This is a genomic window from Arthrobacter sp. StoSoilB22, from assembly GCF_019977315.1.
Taxonomy (GTDB): Bacteria; Actinomycetota; Actinomycetes; order Actinomycetales; family Micrococcaceae; genus Arthrobacter.
Genome location: NZ_AP024652.1, coordinates 4,260,578 through 4,278,435, shown reverse-complemented (window position 1 = coordinate 4,278,435; position 17,858 = coordinate 4,260,578). Strand labels below are relative to the sequence as shown.

The 17,858-nt window shown below is 62.5% G+C and carries 20 protein-coding genes; 6 read left to right on the top strand and 14 right to left on the bottom strand.

Annotation, left to right across the window (positions count from 1 at the left end; all coding sequences use genetic code 11):
• Window positions 1–4: 4 nt before the first annotated feature.
• On the bottom strand, window positions 5–2,077 hold the full coding sequence (locus LDN70_RS19830; RefSeq protein ID WP_223941189.1) for a beta-galactosidase: 2,073 nt from the start codon (window positions 2,075–2,077) through the stop codon (window positions 5–7).
• A gap of 25 nt (window positions 2,078–2,102) precedes the next feature.
• On the opposite strand from LDN70_RS19830, the gene LDN70_RS19825 reads away from it, so the two are divergent.
• Window positions 2,103–3,128, top strand: a complete 1,026-nt coding sequence (locus LDN70_RS19825) for a LacI family DNA-binding transcriptional regulator (RefSeq protein ID WP_142937518.1) — start codon at window positions 2,103–2,105, stop codon at window positions 3,126–3,128.
• A gap of 7 nt (window positions 3,129–3,135) precedes the next feature.
• Here the strand turns inward: LDN70_RS19825 and LDN70_RS19820 are convergent, their stop codons facing one another.
• Genes LDN70_RS19820 through LDN70_RS19810 form a run of 3 tightly spaced genes read right to left on the bottom strand, consistent with a single transcriptional unit; the run spans window position 3,136 to window position 6,826 of the window.
• Window positions 3,136–4,059, bottom strand: a complete 924-nt coding sequence (locus LDN70_RS19820; protein WP_223941188.1) for a carbohydrate ABC transporter permease — start codon at window positions 4,057–4,059, stop codon at window positions 3,136–3,138.
• Window positions 4,056–5,108: an ABC transporter permease gene (locus LDN70_RS19815; protein WP_223941187.1), complete on the bottom strand. Its 1,053-nt coding sequence runs from the start codon at window positions 5,106–5,108 to the stop codon at window positions 4,056–4,058. Before LDN70_RS19815 ends, LDN70_RS19820 begins: the two co-directional genes overlap by 4 nt.
• 11 nt (window positions 5,109–5,119) lie before the next feature.
• A complete protein-coding gene (locus tag LDN70_RS19810; RefSeq protein ID WP_223941186.1) occupies window positions 5,120–6,826 on the bottom strand; it encodes an extracellular solute-binding protein in 1,707 nt (568 codons plus the stop codon).
• Between the two features lie 186 nt (window positions 6,827–7,012).
• Between LDN70_RS19810 and LDN70_RS19805 the strand changes: the two genes are divergently transcribed.
• Window positions 7,013–9,853, top strand: coding sequence for a beta-glucosidase (locus tag LDN70_RS19805; RefSeq protein ID WP_223941185.1), 2,841 nt, complete (start codon window positions 7,013–7,015; stop codon window positions 9,851–9,853).
• 23 nt (window positions 9,854–9,876) lie between these two features.
• Here the strand turns inward: LDN70_RS19805 and LDN70_RS19800 are convergent, their stop codons facing one another.
• From LDN70_RS19800 to LDN70_RS19760, 9 genes are all read right to left on the bottom strand, one after another.
• Window positions 9,877–10,227, bottom strand: a complete 351-nt coding sequence (locus LDN70_RS19800; protein WP_223941184.1) for a hypothetical protein — start codon at window positions 10,225–10,227, stop codon at window positions 9,877–9,879.
• On the bottom strand, window positions 10,224–10,859 hold the full coding sequence (locus LDN70_RS19795; protein WP_142937521.1) for an Asp23/Gls24 family envelope stress response protein: 636 nt from the start codon (window positions 10,857–10,859) through the stop codon (window positions 10,224–10,226). Before LDN70_RS19795 ends, LDN70_RS19800 begins: the two co-directional genes overlap by 4 nt.
• Entirely contained in the window at window positions 10,856–11,440 is a 585-nt protein-coding gene (locus LDN70_RS19790; RefSeq protein ID WP_238703312.1) for an RNA polymerase sigma factor, read from the bottom strand. The genes LDN70_RS19795 and LDN70_RS19790 overlap by 4 nt, the downstream gene beginning before the upstream one ends.
• Window positions 11,441–11,545: 105 nt before the next feature.
• The gene (locus LDN70_RS19785; RefSeq protein ID WP_142937523.1) at window positions 11,546–11,776 is read right to left on the bottom strand and encodes a CsbD family protein; all 231 of its coding nucleotides are present in this window, start codon (window positions 11,774–11,776) and stop codon (window positions 11,546–11,548) included.
• 72 nt (window positions 11,777–11,848) lie between these two features.
• Window positions 11,849–12,454, bottom strand: coding sequence for a hypothetical protein (locus LDN70_RS19780; protein ID WP_223941183.1), 606 nt, complete (start codon window positions 12,452–12,454; stop codon window positions 11,849–11,851).
• Entirely contained in the window at window positions 12,451–13,032 is a 582-nt protein-coding gene (locus tag LDN70_RS19775; protein ID WP_223941182.1) for a hypothetical protein, read from the bottom strand. The genes LDN70_RS19780 and LDN70_RS19775 overlap by 4 nt, the downstream gene beginning before the upstream one ends.
• Window positions 13,029–13,394: a hypothetical protein gene (locus LDN70_RS19770; RefSeq protein ID WP_223941181.1), complete on the bottom strand. Its 366-nt coding sequence runs from the start codon at window positions 13,392–13,394 to the stop codon at window positions 13,029–13,031. The genes LDN70_RS19775 and LDN70_RS19770 overlap by 4 nt, the downstream gene beginning before the upstream one ends.
• A 20-nt stretch (window positions 13,395–13,414) precedes the next feature.
• Entirely contained in the window at window positions 13,415–13,606 is a 192-nt protein-coding gene (locus LDN70_RS19765; RefSeq protein ID WP_142937527.1) for a DUF2273 domain-containing protein, read from the bottom strand.
• On the bottom strand, window positions 13,603–14,085 hold the full coding sequence (locus LDN70_RS19760) for an Asp23/Gls24 family envelope stress response protein (protein WP_142937528.1): 483 nt from the start codon (window positions 14,083–14,085) through the stop codon (window positions 13,603–13,605). The genes LDN70_RS19765 and LDN70_RS19760 overlap by 4 nt, the downstream gene beginning before the upstream one ends.
• Before the next feature lie 188 nt (window positions 14,086–14,273).
• Between LDN70_RS19760 and LDN70_RS19755 the strand changes: the two genes are divergently transcribed.
• The 4 genes from LDN70_RS19755 to LDN70_RS19740 all read left to right on the top strand — a co-directional run bounded on the left by LDN70_RS19755 (window position 14,274) and on the right by LDN70_RS19740 (window position 16,895).
• On the top strand, window positions 14,274–14,567 hold the full coding sequence (locus LDN70_RS19755; RefSeq protein ID WP_142937529.1) for a hypothetical protein: 294 nt from the start codon (window positions 14,274–14,276) through the stop codon (window positions 14,565–14,567).
• Window positions 14,568–14,752: 185 nt separating this feature from the next.
• On the top strand, window positions 14,753–14,956 hold the full coding sequence (locus tag LDN70_RS19750; RefSeq protein WP_166842516.1) for a hypothetical protein: 204 nt from the start codon (window positions 14,753–14,755) through the stop codon (window positions 14,954–14,956).
• Window positions 14,957–15,075: 119 nt separating this feature from the next.
• Complete coding sequence (locus LDN70_RS19745; RefSeq protein ID WP_223941180.1) at window positions 15,076–15,879, top strand: DUF1206 domain-containing protein; 804 nt, start codon at window positions 15,076–15,078, stop codon at window positions 15,877–15,879.
• 80 nt (window positions 15,880–15,959) lie between these two features.
• A complete protein-coding gene (locus LDN70_RS19740) occupies window positions 15,960–16,895 on the top strand; it encodes an SDR family oxidoreductase (RefSeq protein ID WP_223941179.1) in 936 nt (311 codons plus the stop codon).
• On the opposite strand, the gene LDN70_RS19735 is transcribed toward LDN70_RS19740, so the two are convergent.
• Window positions 16,892–17,785 (bottom strand): AraC family transcriptional regulator, encoded by an 894-nt coding sequence (locus LDN70_RS19735; RefSeq protein ID WP_223941178.1) that lies wholly within the window; start codon window positions 17,783–17,785, stop codon window positions 16,892–16,894. The two genes, LDN70_RS19740 and LDN70_RS19735, sit on opposite strands and share 4 nt — an antisense overlap.
• Window positions 17,786–17,858 lie beyond the last annotated feature (73 nt).

Genomic DNA, 17,858 nt, shown 5'->3' with positions numbered 1-17,858 from the left:
TGACTCAGTTTCCGTTCTTTTGTGGCGAGTGCGGGTTTTGGGTAGTCGGGCCGCATTTCAGGACCAGGACTCCGTAGGGAGGAAGCGTCAGTTCCGCCTCGTGGCTGGTGCCTGTGAGCATGTCTATGGAGGGTCCGTTGGCTCTCATGTGCTGGTTGAGTTCTATGTGGCGGCTCCCGTCCCCATGGTTGAGCAGGAAAAGGTAGTCGCCGCGCTGGACGAGTTCGACGTCGGCCGGCAGTTTCCCGGCCACCACAGAGGCGATTCCTGCATCCCGTAGCGCGCCCTCGACCACCACATCCACGGCGTCCTCGGGCAGGTCGGCTCCGGCATACCAGCTCCACCCCTTGCCGTGGTTGTTACGCACCACCGCCGGCTGGCCGGACAATGGGCCGGCGGCGAAGGACGCCACGGGTGAGGCGCTGCCTGAGTGGATGCGGAGGTCCTCGGACCAGCTGAGCGCCTCTGCGTCCATCGCGACGCCCTGGCCGAATGCCAGGCGCACCGGGCTGGCTAACGGGCGCCACTCTTCCCCTGTCACTCCCAGCAGGTCCGCGAGCACTGCCGGGTGGCGGCCGTTCCGAAGATGGCCGTTGGCATCGGCCACTCCACTAAAGGGACCTACGACGGCGGTGCCCCCCGCGCGTACCCACGCGTCCAGTGCTTCAGCGTCCTTTTCGGTCAGCAGGAACAGGCTCGGTGCCAGCACCAGATCGTAACGTCCCAGGCGGCTTGAGGGGTGGATGACTTCCACGCAGTGCCCGCGCCGGAGCAGGGGGCGGTAATACGCGAGCATCTGGTCCATGACACCCAGCCGGTTGCTGGGGCGGTCCGGTGATTCCGAAGCCCACCAACTGTCCCAGTCGAACAAGACTGCAATCCGGGCGTGAGCAGGGGTGCCTGCCAGAAGGCGAAGCTCTTGAAGGTCTGAACCCAGGGTACAAACTTCGCGGAACACCCTCGTGTCTGCTCCCGCAAGGGGAACCATTGCGGAGTGGAAGCGTTCGGCTCCGAAGGCGGACTGGCGGAATTGGAAGTAGCACACGGCATCGGAGCCCCGTGCGACAGCTGCCAGTGAGTCCACGCGGAGGGCGCCCGGGTCCTTGGGCACGTTGTGACCGCGCCAACTGACCGCCGAGGTTGCCGACTCCATCAGCATCCACGGCGCACCCCCGGCCAGGCCCCGGCAAAGATCGTGGGTGAGCGCTGCGGTTTCCCAAGATTGCGGCTCTGCCGGATCAACGTAGTGGTTGTTGCCAATGAAGTCTGTTTCCTGCGCAAAACGAAAGTAGTCAGCACCCCGGAAGAAGCCCATCAGGTTGGTGGTGACCGGCTGCTCGGCATGGTTTCGGATCACATCACGTTCCGCCACGAACAACTCGAGGAGAGCCTCTGAGGTGAACCGGTGGAAGTCGAGGACCTGGGTGGGATTATGCATGTACGGCGCGGCACGCGGCGGAAGGATCTCTTCCCAACTGCCGTAGCCCTGACTCCAGAAAGCCGTCCCCCACGCCGAGTTGACGGCGTCGAGGGATCCGTAGCGGCGCAGCAGCCATGACCTGAACGCCACGGCCGTTTCGTCGTCGTAACTGATTTGACCCAGCTCGTTGCCTACATGCCACATGGCGACGGCTGGGTGGGCCGCATAGCGCGCGGCGAGCCGGGAGGTGACGGCCAACGCCGCTGCACGGTATGCGGAGGATGACGGCGAAAACTGGTTCCTGGAGCCGTACCAGAGCGTGGTGCCGTCCGCGGCGGTGGGGAGCGAATCAGGGTGTTGGTGGCCCAGCCATGGGGGCGGGGAAGCGGTGGGTGTTGCCAGGCAAACACGGATTCCGTTGTCAGCCAGCAAGTCCAGGAGACGGTCCAGCCAGCCGAAGTTCCACTGCCCTTCTTCGGGCTGGAGCCGGGCCCAGCTGAACACCCCAACGGTCACTATGTTGATGCCTGCCCGCTTCATGAGGGCTATGTCTTCCGGCCAGGTCTCTTCAGGCCATTGTTCGGGGTTGTAGTCCGCGCCGAAGAGCAGGCCGGTCCCATCAGTCACGTTTTTCAGGCCGTGGCTACGGAGTTGCATTGTTTTCCTTGGTTAAATGGTGGCTATGGATAATCGAAGGGCTTCAACAAGTGCGACCATCACCGATGTCGCCCGGGAGGCCGGGGTATCCACCAGCACGGTGTCTTACGTGATGAGTGGTAAGCGGACTATTTCGAAAGAAACACGCGACGTCGTTGAGGCCGCCATGGCGCGGTTGAACTACAGTCCCCGGTCCAGCGCCCGGGCCTTGGCCTCAAGCCGGTCCAACGTTTTGGGGTTGGTGGTTCCGCTCCGGCCGGACGTGAACGTTGGCGTGGTGATGCAGTTCGTGACCGCCGTGGTAACCACTGCCCGGACCTTCAACCAGGACGTCCTGCTGCTGACGCAGGACGACCCCGGAAGCATCGAACGAGTCACTTCGCAATCGATGGTGGACGGGTTGTTGATGATGGACATCGAAGCCCGCGATCCCCGTATTCCCGTCCTGGCCCGCCTGCAGAAGCCAGCTGTACTGATCGGCATGCCGGACGAGCCACGGGGACTGAGCTGTGTGGACTTCGATTTCTCCGGCGCCTCCCGCCTGGCGGTCCGCCATCTCTGGGACCTGGGGCACCGAAGCATCGCGTTCATCGGCTCACCGCCTGCCTCCCTGAAACGCCACGCCACGTATGCAGACCGCGCCTTGCAGGGGTTCACCGACGCCGCAAACAGTTTTGGCGCCACCGGCCGGGCCGTGGCATGTGAGGCGGATTCCCCGCAGCTGGCAGAGTCCCTGGACGCCATCTTCACCGGAAAACATCCGGCCACTGCGCTGGTGGTGCACAACGAGGCCCTGCTTCCCATGCTCCGGGAAGAGCTTTCACTCCGGGGCCTGGCCATTCCCAAGGACATCTCAGTGGTTGTCATTGCGCCGGCAGATGTAGCCAAAGCGGCAGCCCGCCCGTGGACCGCCGTATCCATTCCGGCCATGGACATTGGGCGGTCCGCAGTGGAAATGGTGATGGATCGGCTGAGCCGTGACAAGCCCGCAGAACTGAGGCTTATTGCGCCATCCTTGACGCCGGGCGAGACAACGGCCGAAGCTCCCTGAACCCCAGTCATCCCTTGACCGCACCGATCATGACGCCCTTGGTGAAGTGCTTCTGAACAAACGGATAAACAAGCAGGATCGGCACCATGGCCAGCACAATGACGGCCATTTGAAGTGCCGGCGAAGCAGCTGCGCCCTGTCCCACGTCGATCTGCCCAGGCACCGTCACGCCCTGAAGGACGTAGGAACGCAGCACCACCTGGAGCGGATTCATGGCGCTGTCGTTGATGTAGAGGACGGCGTTGAAGAAAGCGTTCCAATAGCCAACCCCATAGAAGAGGGCAATGACGGCGGTGACAGCTTTGGACATGGGCAGCACAATCTGCGTGAGCGTCCGCCAGTCGCTGGCGCCGTCCATGCGCGCGCTGTCCAGGATGCCGCGGTCAATGCCCATGAAGAACCCGCGGAGGATGATGATGTTGAAAACTGAGATACAGCTGGGCAGGATCAGCGCCCAGTATGTGTTGATCAGGCCCAGGCTGGACACCAGCAGATAGGCCGGAATGATTCCCGCGCTGAAGAACATGGTGATCAGCAGCGTGAACAGGATGGGTGTGTGTGCGAACGAGCCCGGACGCGACAACCCATAGGCGCACAGCACCGAAACCACCATGCTCAATGCCGTTCCCGTCGCTGTGACGCCCACACTGACCAGGACGGCCCTGGTGACCACCCCGCCGCTGAGGATCTGTTGATACGCGGCAAAGGTGATTTCCCCCGGGATCAACACCAAACCACCGGCTTGCGTGATGGTGGCCTGGGAAGAAACGCTGGTCAGCACAATGGTGTACAGCGGCCCCAGCACGGCCAGGACCACAGCGCCGAGAATCAGGAACTTCCCGGCCTTCGCCACTACGCCGGGTTCCTCCTCCCAGGCTGCGCGTTGGGAGATGCTGTCCGGTTTTCTGGTATTTCTGACCAGGATGCTCACTTTGAATACACACCGCTCTCGCCAAATATGTGGGCGACTTTGTTCGCCGCAAGGATCAGGGCCAGGCTGATAACGCCTTTGATGAGGCCGGCCGCGGCTGCATAACTCCAATCGCCGTTCTGCACGCCGGTGTAGTAGACGAACGTGTCCAGCACCTCCGCTGCCTCGGCACCCACGGCGTCCCGCTGAAGGATGAGTTGCTCAAAGCCCACGGACAGGGAATCTCCCAGCCTCAGGATCAACAGCAGGACGATCACGCTTCGGAGCCCCGGCAGGGTGACGTGCCACATGCGCTTCCACGGGCCGGCGCCGTCCACTGCAGCCGCCTCGTATTGGGCGGGATCAATGGCGCTCAGCGCAGCGAGGAACACGATGATGCCCCACCCGGCGTCCTTCCAGATGGCTTGGGAGGTGATCAGGAAGAGGAAGGTATCCGGGTTGGTCATGACGTCAACGGCCTCCCAGCCGTTGGCGCGCAGGGACTGGTTCAACAGGCCGGCGCCGCCGAAGATTTGCTGGAATACCGAGACCACCAAAACCCACGAGAAGAAGTGTGGCAGGTACACCACGGCCTGGATGGCTGCGCGCAGCCTGGGGTTGATCAGCGAATTCAGCAGAATGGCCAGAGCGATGGGAATGGGAAAGAAGAAGACCAGCTGAAAGGCAGTGATGACCAGGGTGTTTTTGACGGCCATCCAGAAATCGGGATCGCCAAAGACCCTGGAGAAGTTATCCAGGCCAACCCATGGGCTGTCGGCGAAGCCTATGAAGGGGGAGTAATCCTGGAACGCCACCACGTTACCGAGCATGGGGAGGTAGGCGAATACGGCCAATAGGAGGACCGCGGGCAAGGCCATGAACACCAAGGACCGGTCGCGCTTGAATCGGGCCAGCCTGCCGGCCCGGGGTCTTCCGGACACCTGCTCCTGCAGGCGCTTGCCGGCCCGTGATTTCTTGCCGGTCTGGGGTTCCCTGGCTGACCCGCTGCTGTGGGCTGCCGTTTTATCGCCTCCCGCTGAGGGCGAGGGTTTTTCGGTTTCGATAGTCATGGAGTGCCGTCCTAGGCCAGGAAGCCGGCGTAGAAGTCGCGCAGTTCGTCTCCACCCTTGCTCCGCCAGGAGGCCACTTCGCTGTCCAGGTCCTTAATGCTCTTGCGGCCCCGGACGATGTCTTTGGCGAGGTCGTTGAAGGGCTTACCCAATGAGGCGAACTTGGTGGGTTCCTCAATCTGCATACCGAAGAAAGCATCCTCCGTCACATGGGGTGCCTGGCGGGCCTCCCATCCGGACTGGGCTTCTACGAGTCCCGGGTACTGGACCATGGAATTGACGATCGGGCCCGCCACAAGGAAGGCGTAAGTACTGGTAACTTCCTGGCTTCCCTTTTCAGTCATTTTGGGGATGCCCTGGGAGTCCTTGGTGTAGTGCACGCCTTCCACGCCGCTGGTGATCAGCCGGTTTTCCTGTGTTCCAAAGGGGGCAGCAATGAAGTTGGCCAATGCGAGCAGCTCCTCCACCTTGGCGGGGTCATCGGTTTTCTTGATGAAGCTGAAGATTGCTGCCGGCTGGGCACGGAACAGGGTGGGCGCCCCGCCGTCGGGTGCGAAGTAGTCCAGGGGAAGCATTTTGAAACCCGGGTTGGAGGGCAGGACCCGGGCCAGTGCTTCGTGCCAGCCACCTACGCCGTCCGATGCCATGAGCGATGCGCCGGACTCGAAGCGCTGCTTGGATTGCTGGGCGTTACCGGCCACGGCGTCCGGGTGCACCGAACCGTCCGCGAAGAGCTTGGCAGTCCACTCCAACGCAGCGCGGTATTCGTCCGTTTCGAATTTGTTCTGGAGCTTTCCGTCCACTTGCTTCCATTTGGGAACCACTCCGTGAATGATCTGGGCGCCGTTCCACACGTCCTCCGAACCCCAGCGGTTCTTGGCTGGATCCGTCAGCTGCTTGGCCACCTTGAGGTAGTCGTCGGCAGACTTTGGCGGTTCCACTCCCAGCTGCTCGAAGATGTCTGCCCGGTAGAAGATGGCGTCGGAGATCAGGGCGCCGGGGTAGGGAAGTCCGTAGAGGCCGCCATCGAAGCAGCCCAGTTTCCACGAGGCAGTGGGGATGTTGGCAAGGTTGGGGTATTTCTTCACTTTGTCCCCGGCCAGGAACTCTGACAGGTCGGTGAAGATGCCCTTGGCCGCCTGACCGAATCGCGGCGGCAGGTTCCAGGAGGGTATGACTACCCAATCCGGGACGTCCTTGGGCGAGGCGAGGACGGTTTGAATCTTGTCTGCATAACTATTGCCGTCGTTGACCTGGAAGTTGATGGTGGTCCCGAGCTCGGCATTCACGGCTTTGTAGTAGCTGTTCTCCGGCAGGGACGGCGGGATTGCCCACCATGCAGGTGTCATGGCTGTATAGGTGCCTCCCTTGCCGGGCGTGTCCTTCACGGACTTAACCAGGGTGGCCGGGAGCGTGGTAAATCCGGGGGTGGATCCCTTGACTGAGGGAATGTCCGGCTTCACCAGATCCAGCGGAATGTAGCTCGGGACCAGTTTGGCGACTGCCTCGGCCAGACCACCGGAAGTTGTGGCAAGGGGTGCGGACGCTCCCGGGCTGCAGGCTGTGAGGGCTGACGGTGCAGCTGCCAGAAATACCGCACCGCCAAGGACGCCCAGGAAGGACCGGCGGTTGACGTTGATTGCCCCCGTTCCGCGAGGTGGTGCTTCCGAGCGTTTTTCCCGGAAAGTCTTAAACGGCGGCGTGTTGGAACCAAGCATGAAACACTCCTTTGTGATGAATTCATTGCAAGAACTGTCGAAACGCTTCGATTGCGTCCACCCTAGGCTATTCGCTGACTTTGACGCAATGGTTTGGGTGTTGCACATCACAGTGAGCTGATGGAACACTGAAGTTCGACGCCCATTCGTAGAAGCGATTCAACAGTCAATGACAGGACACTCTTCGTGACTAAAAGCCATGTCCAGGCAGCGCAACACCTGCTCCGCCTCCTGACGCTGGAGCAAAAGATCGCCATGCTCCATCAGCATGCCCCCGCGGTTCCCGAGCTTGCCCTGGCACCTTTCAGGACAGGCACCGAAGCTGCCCATGGTGTGGCGTGGCTTGGACCGGCAACCGTCTTCCCGCAGCCCGTAGGGTTGGCTGCAACATGGGACGAGGACCTCATCACCCGGGTGGGCGAAGCCATAGGGCGCGAGGTCAAGGCAAAAAAGGAAATGGACCCCAGCGTCAGCCTCAACGTGTGGGCCCCCGTGGTCAACCCGCTGCGACACCCGCTATGGGGGAGGAACGAGGAAGGCTTTTCCGAGGACCCGCACCTGACTTCCCGGTTTGCCAGCGCCTTTTGCGCAGGACTCAAAGGAGCCGATGCCGGGACCTGGTTGACGGTGCCCACCTTGAAGCATTTCCTTGGCTATAACAACGAGCACGATCGCAGCCTCACCTCCAGCAACCTCAGCGACAGGGTCCTGCACGAATACGAGTTGCCGGCATATCGGCAACCCATCGAGGACGGCGTAGCTGGAGCGGTAATGCTCTCCTATAACCTGGTCAACGGACGCCCGGCCCACGTCTCGGACCTGGTCAACAAGCATCTGCGGACATGGACCAACGGCGGCTCGGTGGTTGTGGTGAGTGACGCAGGTGCGCCCTCCGCACTCTTCCGCGCCGAGAAGTACTTTCCCGACGGCGCGTCCGCCTACGCTGCCGCGCTCAAGGCAGGGGTGGATAACTTCACTGACGACGGCGACAACCCGGGCCCGTCAGTGTCTTACCTTGAGGACGCCTTGGAACGGGGCCTGCTGACGGTGGATGACCTTGACCGAAGCGTGCTCAGGCTCCTTACGCTCCGCGCCAGGACGGGAGAATTCGGCGACCATCACGGCTCTTCTTCGACCAGCGCAGGGGAGAGCGATGCGGCTGCAACCGTGGCCCTGGCCCGCGAAGCTGCCCGGAAGTCCGTGGTCTTGCTGCGTAATCAGCCGGATCCCCACCTGCTCCCACTGGGGAACAACCCTGGGTCCATTGCCGTCATTGGAACCTTGGGCCAGCGCGTCCTGAGTGACTGGTACAGCGGCACCTTGCAGAACGAGTGTGGCATAGCAGAGGCTCTTTCCCGGCGGTACCAGGACGTCATAGCTGAGGACGGCCTGGACGTTATAACCCTGCGAAGCGTCCGTACAGGCACCTACCTGGGGCTGCCGTCGCCGTCGGAAACCACCGACGACGACGGCGGCGTCCTGGTCGCGGACACAACCTCACCAGCTGTTGGGGAACACTTCACGCTGAAGGACTGGGGGAGCGGCGAGTTCAGTCTTCAGTCAAGTTTGACCGGGCGTTTTGTCGCAGCCGGCACCGACAACTACCTCAGGGCTTCGGCGGATCGAATCGGAGGGTGGGTGGTGCAGGAAACCTTCCGCCTGGTGCATTCCCACGACGGAACCGTTGCCATCCAGCACGTTGCCTCCTCCCAATGGGTGCGCGTCGAGTCAGGGACAGGGAGTTTGGTGCTGGCCTCCGGGGTGGAAGCCGCCGCTGATCGCTTTGTGGTCAGAACCATCAAATCCGGGCACCATGCAGCGCATGCTGCGGCCGCTTCATCAGATGTGGCAGTGGTAGTAGTAGGCAACGATCCCCACCTTGGCGGGAGGGAAACCCAGGATCGGGAATCCTTGGACCTGCCGCAGTCCGAGCAGGAACTCGTCAGGATCGTGCAGGATGCGAATCCCAAAACCATCCTGCTTGTTGTCTCCTCTTATCCCTATGCACTGGGTGATTTGGCCGATCTCCCCGCTATCGCCTGGACATCGCACGGGGGCCAGGAACTGGGTCCGGGGGTGGTGGACATGCTCAGCGGAGACGCCGAACCCACGGGACGCCTCCCGCAAACGTGGTTCGCCCGGGACCGGGACCTGCCGGACATTCTTGACTACGACATCATCGGATCCGAATCCACGTACCTGTACACGCGTGCGGAGCCGCTCTATCCGCTGGGTCATGGCCTCAGCTATGGAGATGTCCAGTACACGAATGCCGTTGTCAGCAGCGACCCTGCCAGCAAAACCATCGGCGTGGACGTCACCCTCACCAACCAGGGAGATCGGGTGGCCCACGAGTTGGTGCAGGCCTACGCCTCAGATCCCACCCATCAGGACCACTTTCCGCGGCGGCTTTTAGTTGCCCACCGGCGGGTTGAACTCGCTCCAGGCGCTCGCATAACGGCCACCCTGCGCATCCCTGTGGAACGTTTGGCCACGTTCAGTACCGTCGCGGAGGCCATGGTGGTGGAACCCGGGGAGTACCGGATCCTGGTGGGCTCTTCCGCCCAGAGGCTGCCAGTGAGCGTGGCCATTCAGGTCCCGGATCGCGGACAGCGTTCCCGGCGGATAGCAGGGACGTGGGTGCCGGCGCGGCTTTACGACACGAAATCAAACATTGACCTGGTGCCCTCTCAGCCCCTCTCGGGTACAGCGATCACTCCAGCAGATCCCTTCGAACCTGCATGGGCGGTTTACCGCAAGTGGGACGGCCTGCCAATAACTGCAGTCAACTGTGAGGTCTTGTCCGCCAGGACAGGGAAGGGCTTTGGTGACTGCAGCATCAGCGTGCAGACCTCCGGGCCAGCCGACACCTGGCTCGATCTTGGCCAGTGCCAACTGAAGGAGGGCTACAGCGGCGAGGTTGGAATCGACGTCGACCCCTCCGTTCTCCCGGCTTGGACCGCGAGCGGGACGCTTCGGCTGGTACTCAAAGGGGCCATAACCGTCCAGCAGTTACAGGTGACCTAAGCGCCGGGTGGATGAGAAGACGGTCAGGGTCCTACCTTGACCACGTATACCTCGACGGCGGCATCCCGGGGGAGCAGGTGCGTGCGGACCGCGCCGGCTACTTCGCGGGCCACGTTGGGTGCGGGGCGAAGGGTGCCCACACCAATCCGGGCCTTGACTTCGAGCGCATCTCCATCGCCGGTGACGGAGACCAAGGGAAGAATCTCCCCGGTCACGGCAGCCATGGCCGCACCCGCTATCGACTGCCATAAGGGCTGGGCCGGATATACGGCAGAAACTCCCTCCACTCCTTGGATGACACCGAGCAGTTCCTCCGCCACTGCGGGTGAAGCACCTGCGGATTGGATGCTCCCGGGTTCCAGATGTTCCGTCATGGCTGATCCTCCCGAGTGGTGGGTGCGGGGCTGGTGGGTGGAGAGGGAACCTGGTCTGCGGCCGAAGGCGGTTCCAGAACGTCCCTCACGGTGATGTTGATGGTCTCGATGTTTAGCTCCGTTTGGAAGGCGAGCGTCTGCGCCAACTCACGGCGCAGCTCTTCGGCACGTTCATCCAGGGGGTGTCCGTACACCACGGCTATCTCCACGTCCACGGTAATTCCGGCTCCTGGTGTGGTGACGTCGCCATGCAACCGGCACTTGCCGGCGGCCGTGCCAGGCAGGGCGTCAGCCACGGATCGGATGAGTGCTGAGATTGAACCCTCGGTTTCCCAAAGGGTGTCCTTCGGGTTCCCGGCCTGCAGGGGAATGCTCCTGCCTGGACGCAGCTCCAGCCGGAGGTTGTCCAGAATGGACTGCATCCAGTCGTCATGGCCCGAGCCTGCATCGGCCAGATCCGACGTCAGCAGTTCGCTGCCCAGTTGGGATAGCCGGCGCAACGATGCCAGGCCAGCTTGGCATTCAGGGCATGAGTGGAGATGGGCGGGATCTGCAATCTCTCCGGTGTCCAGATAAGTGCTTAGTTCGGCAAGGCTGTGCCCGCAGTCCAAGGAGTCTTCGGGGGTGTTCATCGCCATTCCTCCATCATGCGCGCAAGGGTGATCCGTGCCCGGGCCAAGCGGCCGCGGACACTGGCTTGGCTGATATTCAACGTCAGTGCGATCTCCTCGTAGCTCTGGTCATTGAATTCCTTAAGAACCCAACATCGCCGTTGTTCCTCGGGAAGCTTTGCGAGCGCCGCTTTTAGGGCCTCCACGCGGGAGGTGATAACTGCGCTGTGCTCGGGGTCCGCTGCCTGCGGCTTGGCGTCGTGTTCCACCTGGTTCTCCACGGCGTCGAGGCCTGCATGATTGCGGCGTCTCCGGAGGTGGTCGATGCTGCGGCTGCCGACAATCCTGAGCAACCATCCCTTGACTGCTGCGGGGTCGCGGAGGTTGTCCAGTTGCTTCCAGGCTTGGACGAGTGTTTCCTGCACGACGTCGTCGGCGTCGGCTTGTGAGCCGGTCAATCGCCGGGCCGTGGCCCGCATCAACGGGCCGTGGCGCCGCGCCAGTGCCTCGAAGGCTGCGGTGTCACCGTCTGCGGCCCGGCCGGCCAGCAGAGCATCGGGCACCAGATCCAATTGGTGCTGCGCTGCGGGTGAACCAGTCACGTTTTCTGCCTTCCCCATCTATGGTCGTCCAAGGTCTCGGTGGTCCTGATGATGCTCAGTGGCGGGACGGTCCCGCTGGCCAGCAGAACCGTCCCGGGCCGGAAGCTACTTTTTGGAGAAACCTTCTTTGAGCTTCTGCGCCGCATCCTTGATGTTCTCGGTGATATCGGCCGCAGCGTCTTTGACCTTTTCGCCTGCCTGCTGGATCTTGGCTTGTGCCTGATCGTGCTGCCCCTCGCGCTCCAGCGACTGATCGCCGGTGAGCTTTCCGGCGCCTTCCTTGGCTGCACCGAGGTGCTCGGTGGCTGCGTTGTTGATCTTGTCGTTGATTCCCATGGTGTTCCCTTTTCTTGTTGTGCACGGTCTCTGCTGAGTCGCGCGTGTTTTAGTGGAAATTCTGAGAGACGGTCACCGCGCGCGACGGGTTCCGGAAATCTGTGTGCGTGGGCCGCTGGTGATCCGGACCAGCGCGGGCAATGGATGTCCCAGCCAGGAGTCGGTGCTCCGGAGGAGGTGTTCCACCGTGTGCGTGAGCTCCCTGGGGGATGCCCCTTTGCGGGCCTCCAGGCGGATGTGGAGCGCGGTGCCACGGCGTGATTCCCAAGCGGAGACGGAGGTTGAGAGCACATCCTTGTTCCCGTTGAGGGCTTCCCGGATAGCGGTGGAGACCAGCCCGGCGTCAACAACAGTTCGTCCGGCGGTACCCTCGGATTGCTCGGCCAGGCGGGGTGTTTTGCCTCCGCCTTGGCTCGCCAGCCAGGCGACGCTGAGGACTGCGCCCACCAAGGGCAGGGCAACTCCCAGCACCAGCCACCAACTCCGAACGGGTTCGGGTAGAGGTGCCGTCCCGGCAAGGCTCCGGGCCTGGTCCCGCACTGAGGATGCCGTGGTGGTCCAGATGTCCGCCGCCGATGGGAGGGTACCGGTCGCGATGAGTGCGGCACCAATACCCAGCAACAGGATCCCCACGAGGGTCAGCAAAATCCGGTTGAGGCCCCGATGTGTGTTTCTCATTGCCCCACCGCTCCTTCCGTCAGAACCCGGACGCCGGATGTCATCCGGCGGTCCAATCCGTAGGCGGCCAGTTCGCCGTCGACCGCTTCCCGTACCCTGTCCACCGCGAGCGGTTGGCCCGACGTCGGACGCACTTGGACTCGCACTGAGCGTCCGCCCACGGTGGTGGTCGCCTGGCCCGGTGCAAGGCCGGCGGCGAGCCGAACCCGTCCGGAGACGGCTGCTGCGATGACGTCGTCGTCCACCACTACTGCTGCGCGGTCGCTTTCCAGGGAACGGCGGCGCCGACGGCCCCTCCCCACACCGAGTCCCAGGACGAGCAGCCCGAGCAATGCCACGCCGATGCCGGCCGCGATCAGGCCCGCCGGGACAGTCTTTCCCGGAAGTTCCTCCAGCCACCGCAGCATCTGGGCCGGGCTGGCGAGCAGGGGTTGATCCTTGAGTAACCACAGCACGGATTCGAGGCTCAGCCAGAGCGAGGCTGCCAGCAGGACAGAAGCCGTCAGGATGGAGGGCACGGCGCGGGAAGAGTGCGTTTCCCGGCGAACCAGGCGCCGGATGTGTGGATCCTTGCTCATGTCACTCTCCTTTCCTTGGGCACTTCCTGTTTCCCGCCGGTAAGGCGGATGTCCACCCGTCCGATCTCCAGTCCGGTGAGTTCGGTACCCCGGGACGTGATCTCAGCGCGGGCCTGCTGAGCCCGTTCGAAGATGGTGCCGCTACTGTTCCGCGGTTCCAAAAGTGGCTCGAGCCTCAACTTGATGGAGACGCTGACGCCGAGTTTGCCGGCGTCGTCCTCCAAAGCAGCGGTGACGTTGTCTTTGCCGACGCGGAAGGCCCGGGCGGTGACTGCTTCCACGGTTTGCCGGATCGCGTGATGGGTGATCCGGTTATGGCCCCGTGTTTCCTTGCCGTCAGGCCGCCTCGTGGGGGGACTCATGGTGGCGGATCTTGTCCCGTTCATGTGGATGAGCGCTTGCCCCGCAAGGCGTCCAGCACCCCGCGAAGGTCAAGCTTTCCTTCGGCTGCGCGGCCCAGCACTGCTCCGATTCCCATGAACAGTGCCGTGAGCAGCAGGCCCCAGAACCCGAAGGCGAGCCCCGCCACGGCCAGGATGGCGCCGATGGCTACGCCGGCGATAGTGGGGTTCATGACACCCTCGGTTCACGCTCGGAGTCCTCTACGTCTGCGTCGTCGGACGGCACGTGGATGTCAGTGATGGTGACGTTGACTTCCGTGACTTCCATGCCCACCAGGTCTTCGATCGCGGTGTAGACAGCGTCGCGTGCGTTGTCTGCGACTTCCTGAAGCGGATGGGGGTATTCGACCACCAGGGTCACGTCCACAGCCACCTGGGTCTGCCCCACTTCTACGCTGACGCCTTGGGTGAGGTCCTTCTGGCCCACCTTCTCGCGGAGATTGCCGATTGCCCTGGCTGCTCCACCGCCAAGGGCGTGTACGCCGGGAATTTCCTGGATGGCGATGCCCGCAATTTTTGCTACTACGCCGTCGGCGACGGTGGTGGCTCCGCGGCCGTCTTTACCCTTGTTGGGGGTGTCCAGCACGGGTGCCGGGGTCGCCTGGGAGTTCTTGGCGGGAACGTCTGCGGGGGTGTGCGTTTGGATCGTCAAGACGATCACTCCTTTCGGTTTGATGCGGTGCTTGTTGCGCCGTCATGAATAGGACGTGACGACTGGGGCATTCCTCACGGTTGATTTATGTGATGTGCATCACATGTCCGAAGGTCATCACTGGCTTATTTAGTTAGATTCCCATATAACTAGTTTGTCGAGACACATTCTTACACGGGAGGGCTCTAATGACTGCAGTACTTGTGAGTGAAGAACAGGGCGAGGCTCTCCCTACGGTGACCTCCGGGGCGCCAAGTGCCACCTCCAGTCCCTCAGTGAGGACCAGCCTGCTGGACGAAGTGTGGACGGCCTCCGCGCGGGTTGAGGGTCTTCAATGGGAGATGGACGAGGCGCGGGATTGCCTGGCTACGGCAATGCGTGCCGCCGCAGCGGCCGGTGCGGGCCTTCCGGATCTTGCCATCGCGGCGGGACTTGGTTTTGCCGATATAGAGCAGTTGCTGAACGAGCGCCTGGAGGAGTAGCCCTGGGGCCCTGTGCCCGGAAGATGCTGGATATGCCTTGAGTCTCCTCATGCAGTCCCGCTGGTGCGCTGGTGCGAAATCTTGAGCGAATCTTGAGATGACCCGGCGTCCTTCTTGAGGACCCCGTCCGATGGTTGAAACATCAGCCAATTAGCTGACGGGAACTTCCAGGAAGGACCACCGAAATGACTGACCAGATCTCCGCCAAGTCCGTAACTGCCGGCTCGGCTCACACGAAGTCCGAAGCACTTGCGGGCACGGCCGACACCGCTGGCCATGCCGCGGACGCCGCTGGTCAGGCCCGTGCGGTGGTGACCATCCGTGAGCAGTTCAATCCCCTTGGCGCGGGTCTCCGGAGCATCTGGCCGCAGTCGGTTGTTGGGTTCTAGGACACCACGGTTTGTGATTCGGGCAGGGACCTTTCCCTTGGAAGGTACCCTGCCCGACGTCGTTTAAGGGACCATGGAATCCAGTCCACTCAACAAGGAGGCTTGTCATCAAGGATGAGATGAGAAAGGCCGCCGACGTGGCCGAGGAAGCCGCTAATTCGCAGACTTTCGCAGCCGTTGCCCGCGCGGGATACGCCGTGAGCGGCCTGCTGCACGTCCTCATTGGCGTCATCGCAATCCAGCTCGCGGTGGGCCGCAGCGGCGAGGCCGACGTCAGCGGGGCAGTGACCGAGCTGGCCAACAAGCCAGCCGGACCCGTCCTGCTCTGGGCCTGCTTCGCGGCCTGTGCGGCGCTTGCTCTGTGGCAATTGGGAAACGCCATCCTTGGTTATCGGAACGTCTCGGACAACAAGCTGACCAAGAGGCTCTCTGCCCTTGGCCAGGCCTTGGTATTCGCCGCCTTGGCTGCCACCATCGTGTCCTTCGTGCTGGGGCAAGGCCGGAACAGCAGGGAGTCCAGCAGCGACTTCACCGCGACTCTCATGCAGGCGCCGTTCGGGGTATTCCTGCTCATTGCCCTTGGTGCAGGTATCGCCATTACCGGCATCGTGTTTGTGGTCAGGGGCTTCCGGAAGAAGTTCACCAAAGACCTTTCGCTGTCGTCCAAGCAGACGGTGCATAAGTTCCAACTCTGGGTTGGCGTGGTGGGCTACATCGCAAAAGGAATCGCTTTGTTCCTGGTTGGCCTGCTGGTGGTTATTGCCGCGGCCCGCGCCCAGCCCGAACAATCAACCGGGCTTGACGGCGGCCTGAAAGCCCTGAAGGAGCAGCCCTACGGGCCTTATCTGTTGGCTGCCGTGGCTCTGGGGCTCATTGCCTACGGTCTGTTTCTCATGGTCAAAGCGAGGACGCTGCGGACCTAGGGCTATCCGGGTTTAGGAGCTTGGGAGGCTGGGTACAGGGCACAGGAACCGTGTAGTGCAATCTGAAAAGGGGCAGAACCATGACGCAAGGTGATCCGAACCAGGCTGATAAGCCGCTAACCGACGGAAACCGCCTCTCCTCCGCACCATCGGACCCCCGCAGCGGGTACCACTCGGGCAAGTTCCCCCAGCAGGAACAGAAACAGCCCGGACTTACCAGACCGTTGGATCCGCAACCAGATCACGGCGAGAAAAGTTACGTGGGGCATGGGCGTCTCCAAGGCAAGATCGCGCTCATCACCGGCGGTGACTCGGGCATCGGCGCGGCAGTCGCCATCGCGTACGCCCGTGAAGGTGCCAACGTGGCTATCAGCTACCTGCCGGAGGAAGAAGAAGACGCGCAGTCGACGGCGGAATGGATCCGTGAGTGCGGCTCGCAGGTCCTGCTGCTGCCCGGCGACGCACGGGATGAAGGCTTCGCGGCGCAGATCGTGGAACGTACGGTGCAGGAGCTTGGCGGGCTCAATGTAGTGGTGTTGAACGCGGCGTACCAGAAGAACCGCGAAGGGCTGGAGACTATCCCCACCGAGGAGTTCGACCGCGTCTTCAAGACCAATCTGTATTCCCTCATCTGGACGGCACAGGCGGCCATTCCGCATCTTCGTCCAGGTGCCTCCATCATTGTCACGGCCTCGATACAGGCCTTCAACCCCTCCGCACAGTTGGTCGATTACGCCATGACCAAGGCAGCACAAGTAGCCTTCACCAAGGCCATGGCCGAGGAACTGGGATCCAAGGGTATCCGCGTCAATGCTGTGGCGCCGGGCCCCATCTGGACTCCGCTGATCCCAGCTACCGAATGGCCGGACAAACTGCCCACGTTCGGGCAGGACACGCCCCTGGGCCGGGCAGGCCAGCCGGCCGAGCTGGCACCGGCCTACGTGCTGCTGGCATCCGACGAAGGATCCTACATCTCAGGGGCGGTCCTTCCCGTCACGGGTGGCAAGGGGCTTTAACCCGCTTCTTCCCTTTCCACGGGGATCCACAACTGGCCGCGGCCGTGTGTGCCCCCGGGCCCCACTTGGACGCTGAGCATTTCGGGTCCCGGTGCCCACCTGTAAGGGTTGGCAGGAAACCATTCCGTTGCGGCGTCTGCCCACATGCCCTGCAGGACTTCCGGGAGCTTTCCCTCAGCTTCAAAGACCACCCATAAGCCTGCCGGGACTTCAAGGGACTCGAAACCTTCCGGAGCCGCTTGGGTAGAGGCCACCGCGTGCCAGTAGTCCAGTTCGCTGCCCTCGGTGCGCTGTTCTTCGAGGTTGTCCGTTACGGACACAGGTCCGGCCGGATCCATATCAGCAAGCTCCAGCAAACGCTTGGTGACAGAAGGATCCACGCCGCGCTGGAATTCGATGATGGCGTTGTTGGGTCCTTCGTAGACCAGCGGTACGCGGGCTTTGAGGCCAATAAGGCGGAATGCTTCTTTGTCTTCTATGCGGTGTTTCATGTCGGTGTTCCCTTCGACTCGGAGGTGGAACCTCAGTTGAGGCTGGGAATGGAGAACTGCGCCCGGAAGCCGTGCCTCGGAGGGGCTCAGTCCGTGCATGGCCTTGAAGGCACGGGCGAATGCTTCTGCCGATCCGTATCCGTAGCGAACGGACACGTCCAGGACCGTAAGGCCCTCCAGGATCTCCGCCGTGGCTGCGGTGAGGCGCCGCCTGCGGATGTACTCAGAAACCGGCATGCCTGCCAGGGAGGAAAACATCCGTCTGAAGTGATACTCGGACGTCAAAGCGGCTTTGGCCAAAAACCGTACTTCGATGTCCGTGGTCAAGTCCTGCTCGATCAGCCCTATTGCCCGGTTCCAGCCGTGCATCATGTCCGGCACCCCGTCTCCCTCTTGCACCTGCCTCCATCCTTTCCTTCGACGCTACCCGCGTGTCCAGGCCGAGCGCCCAACAATCCGTGCCCGAAAATAT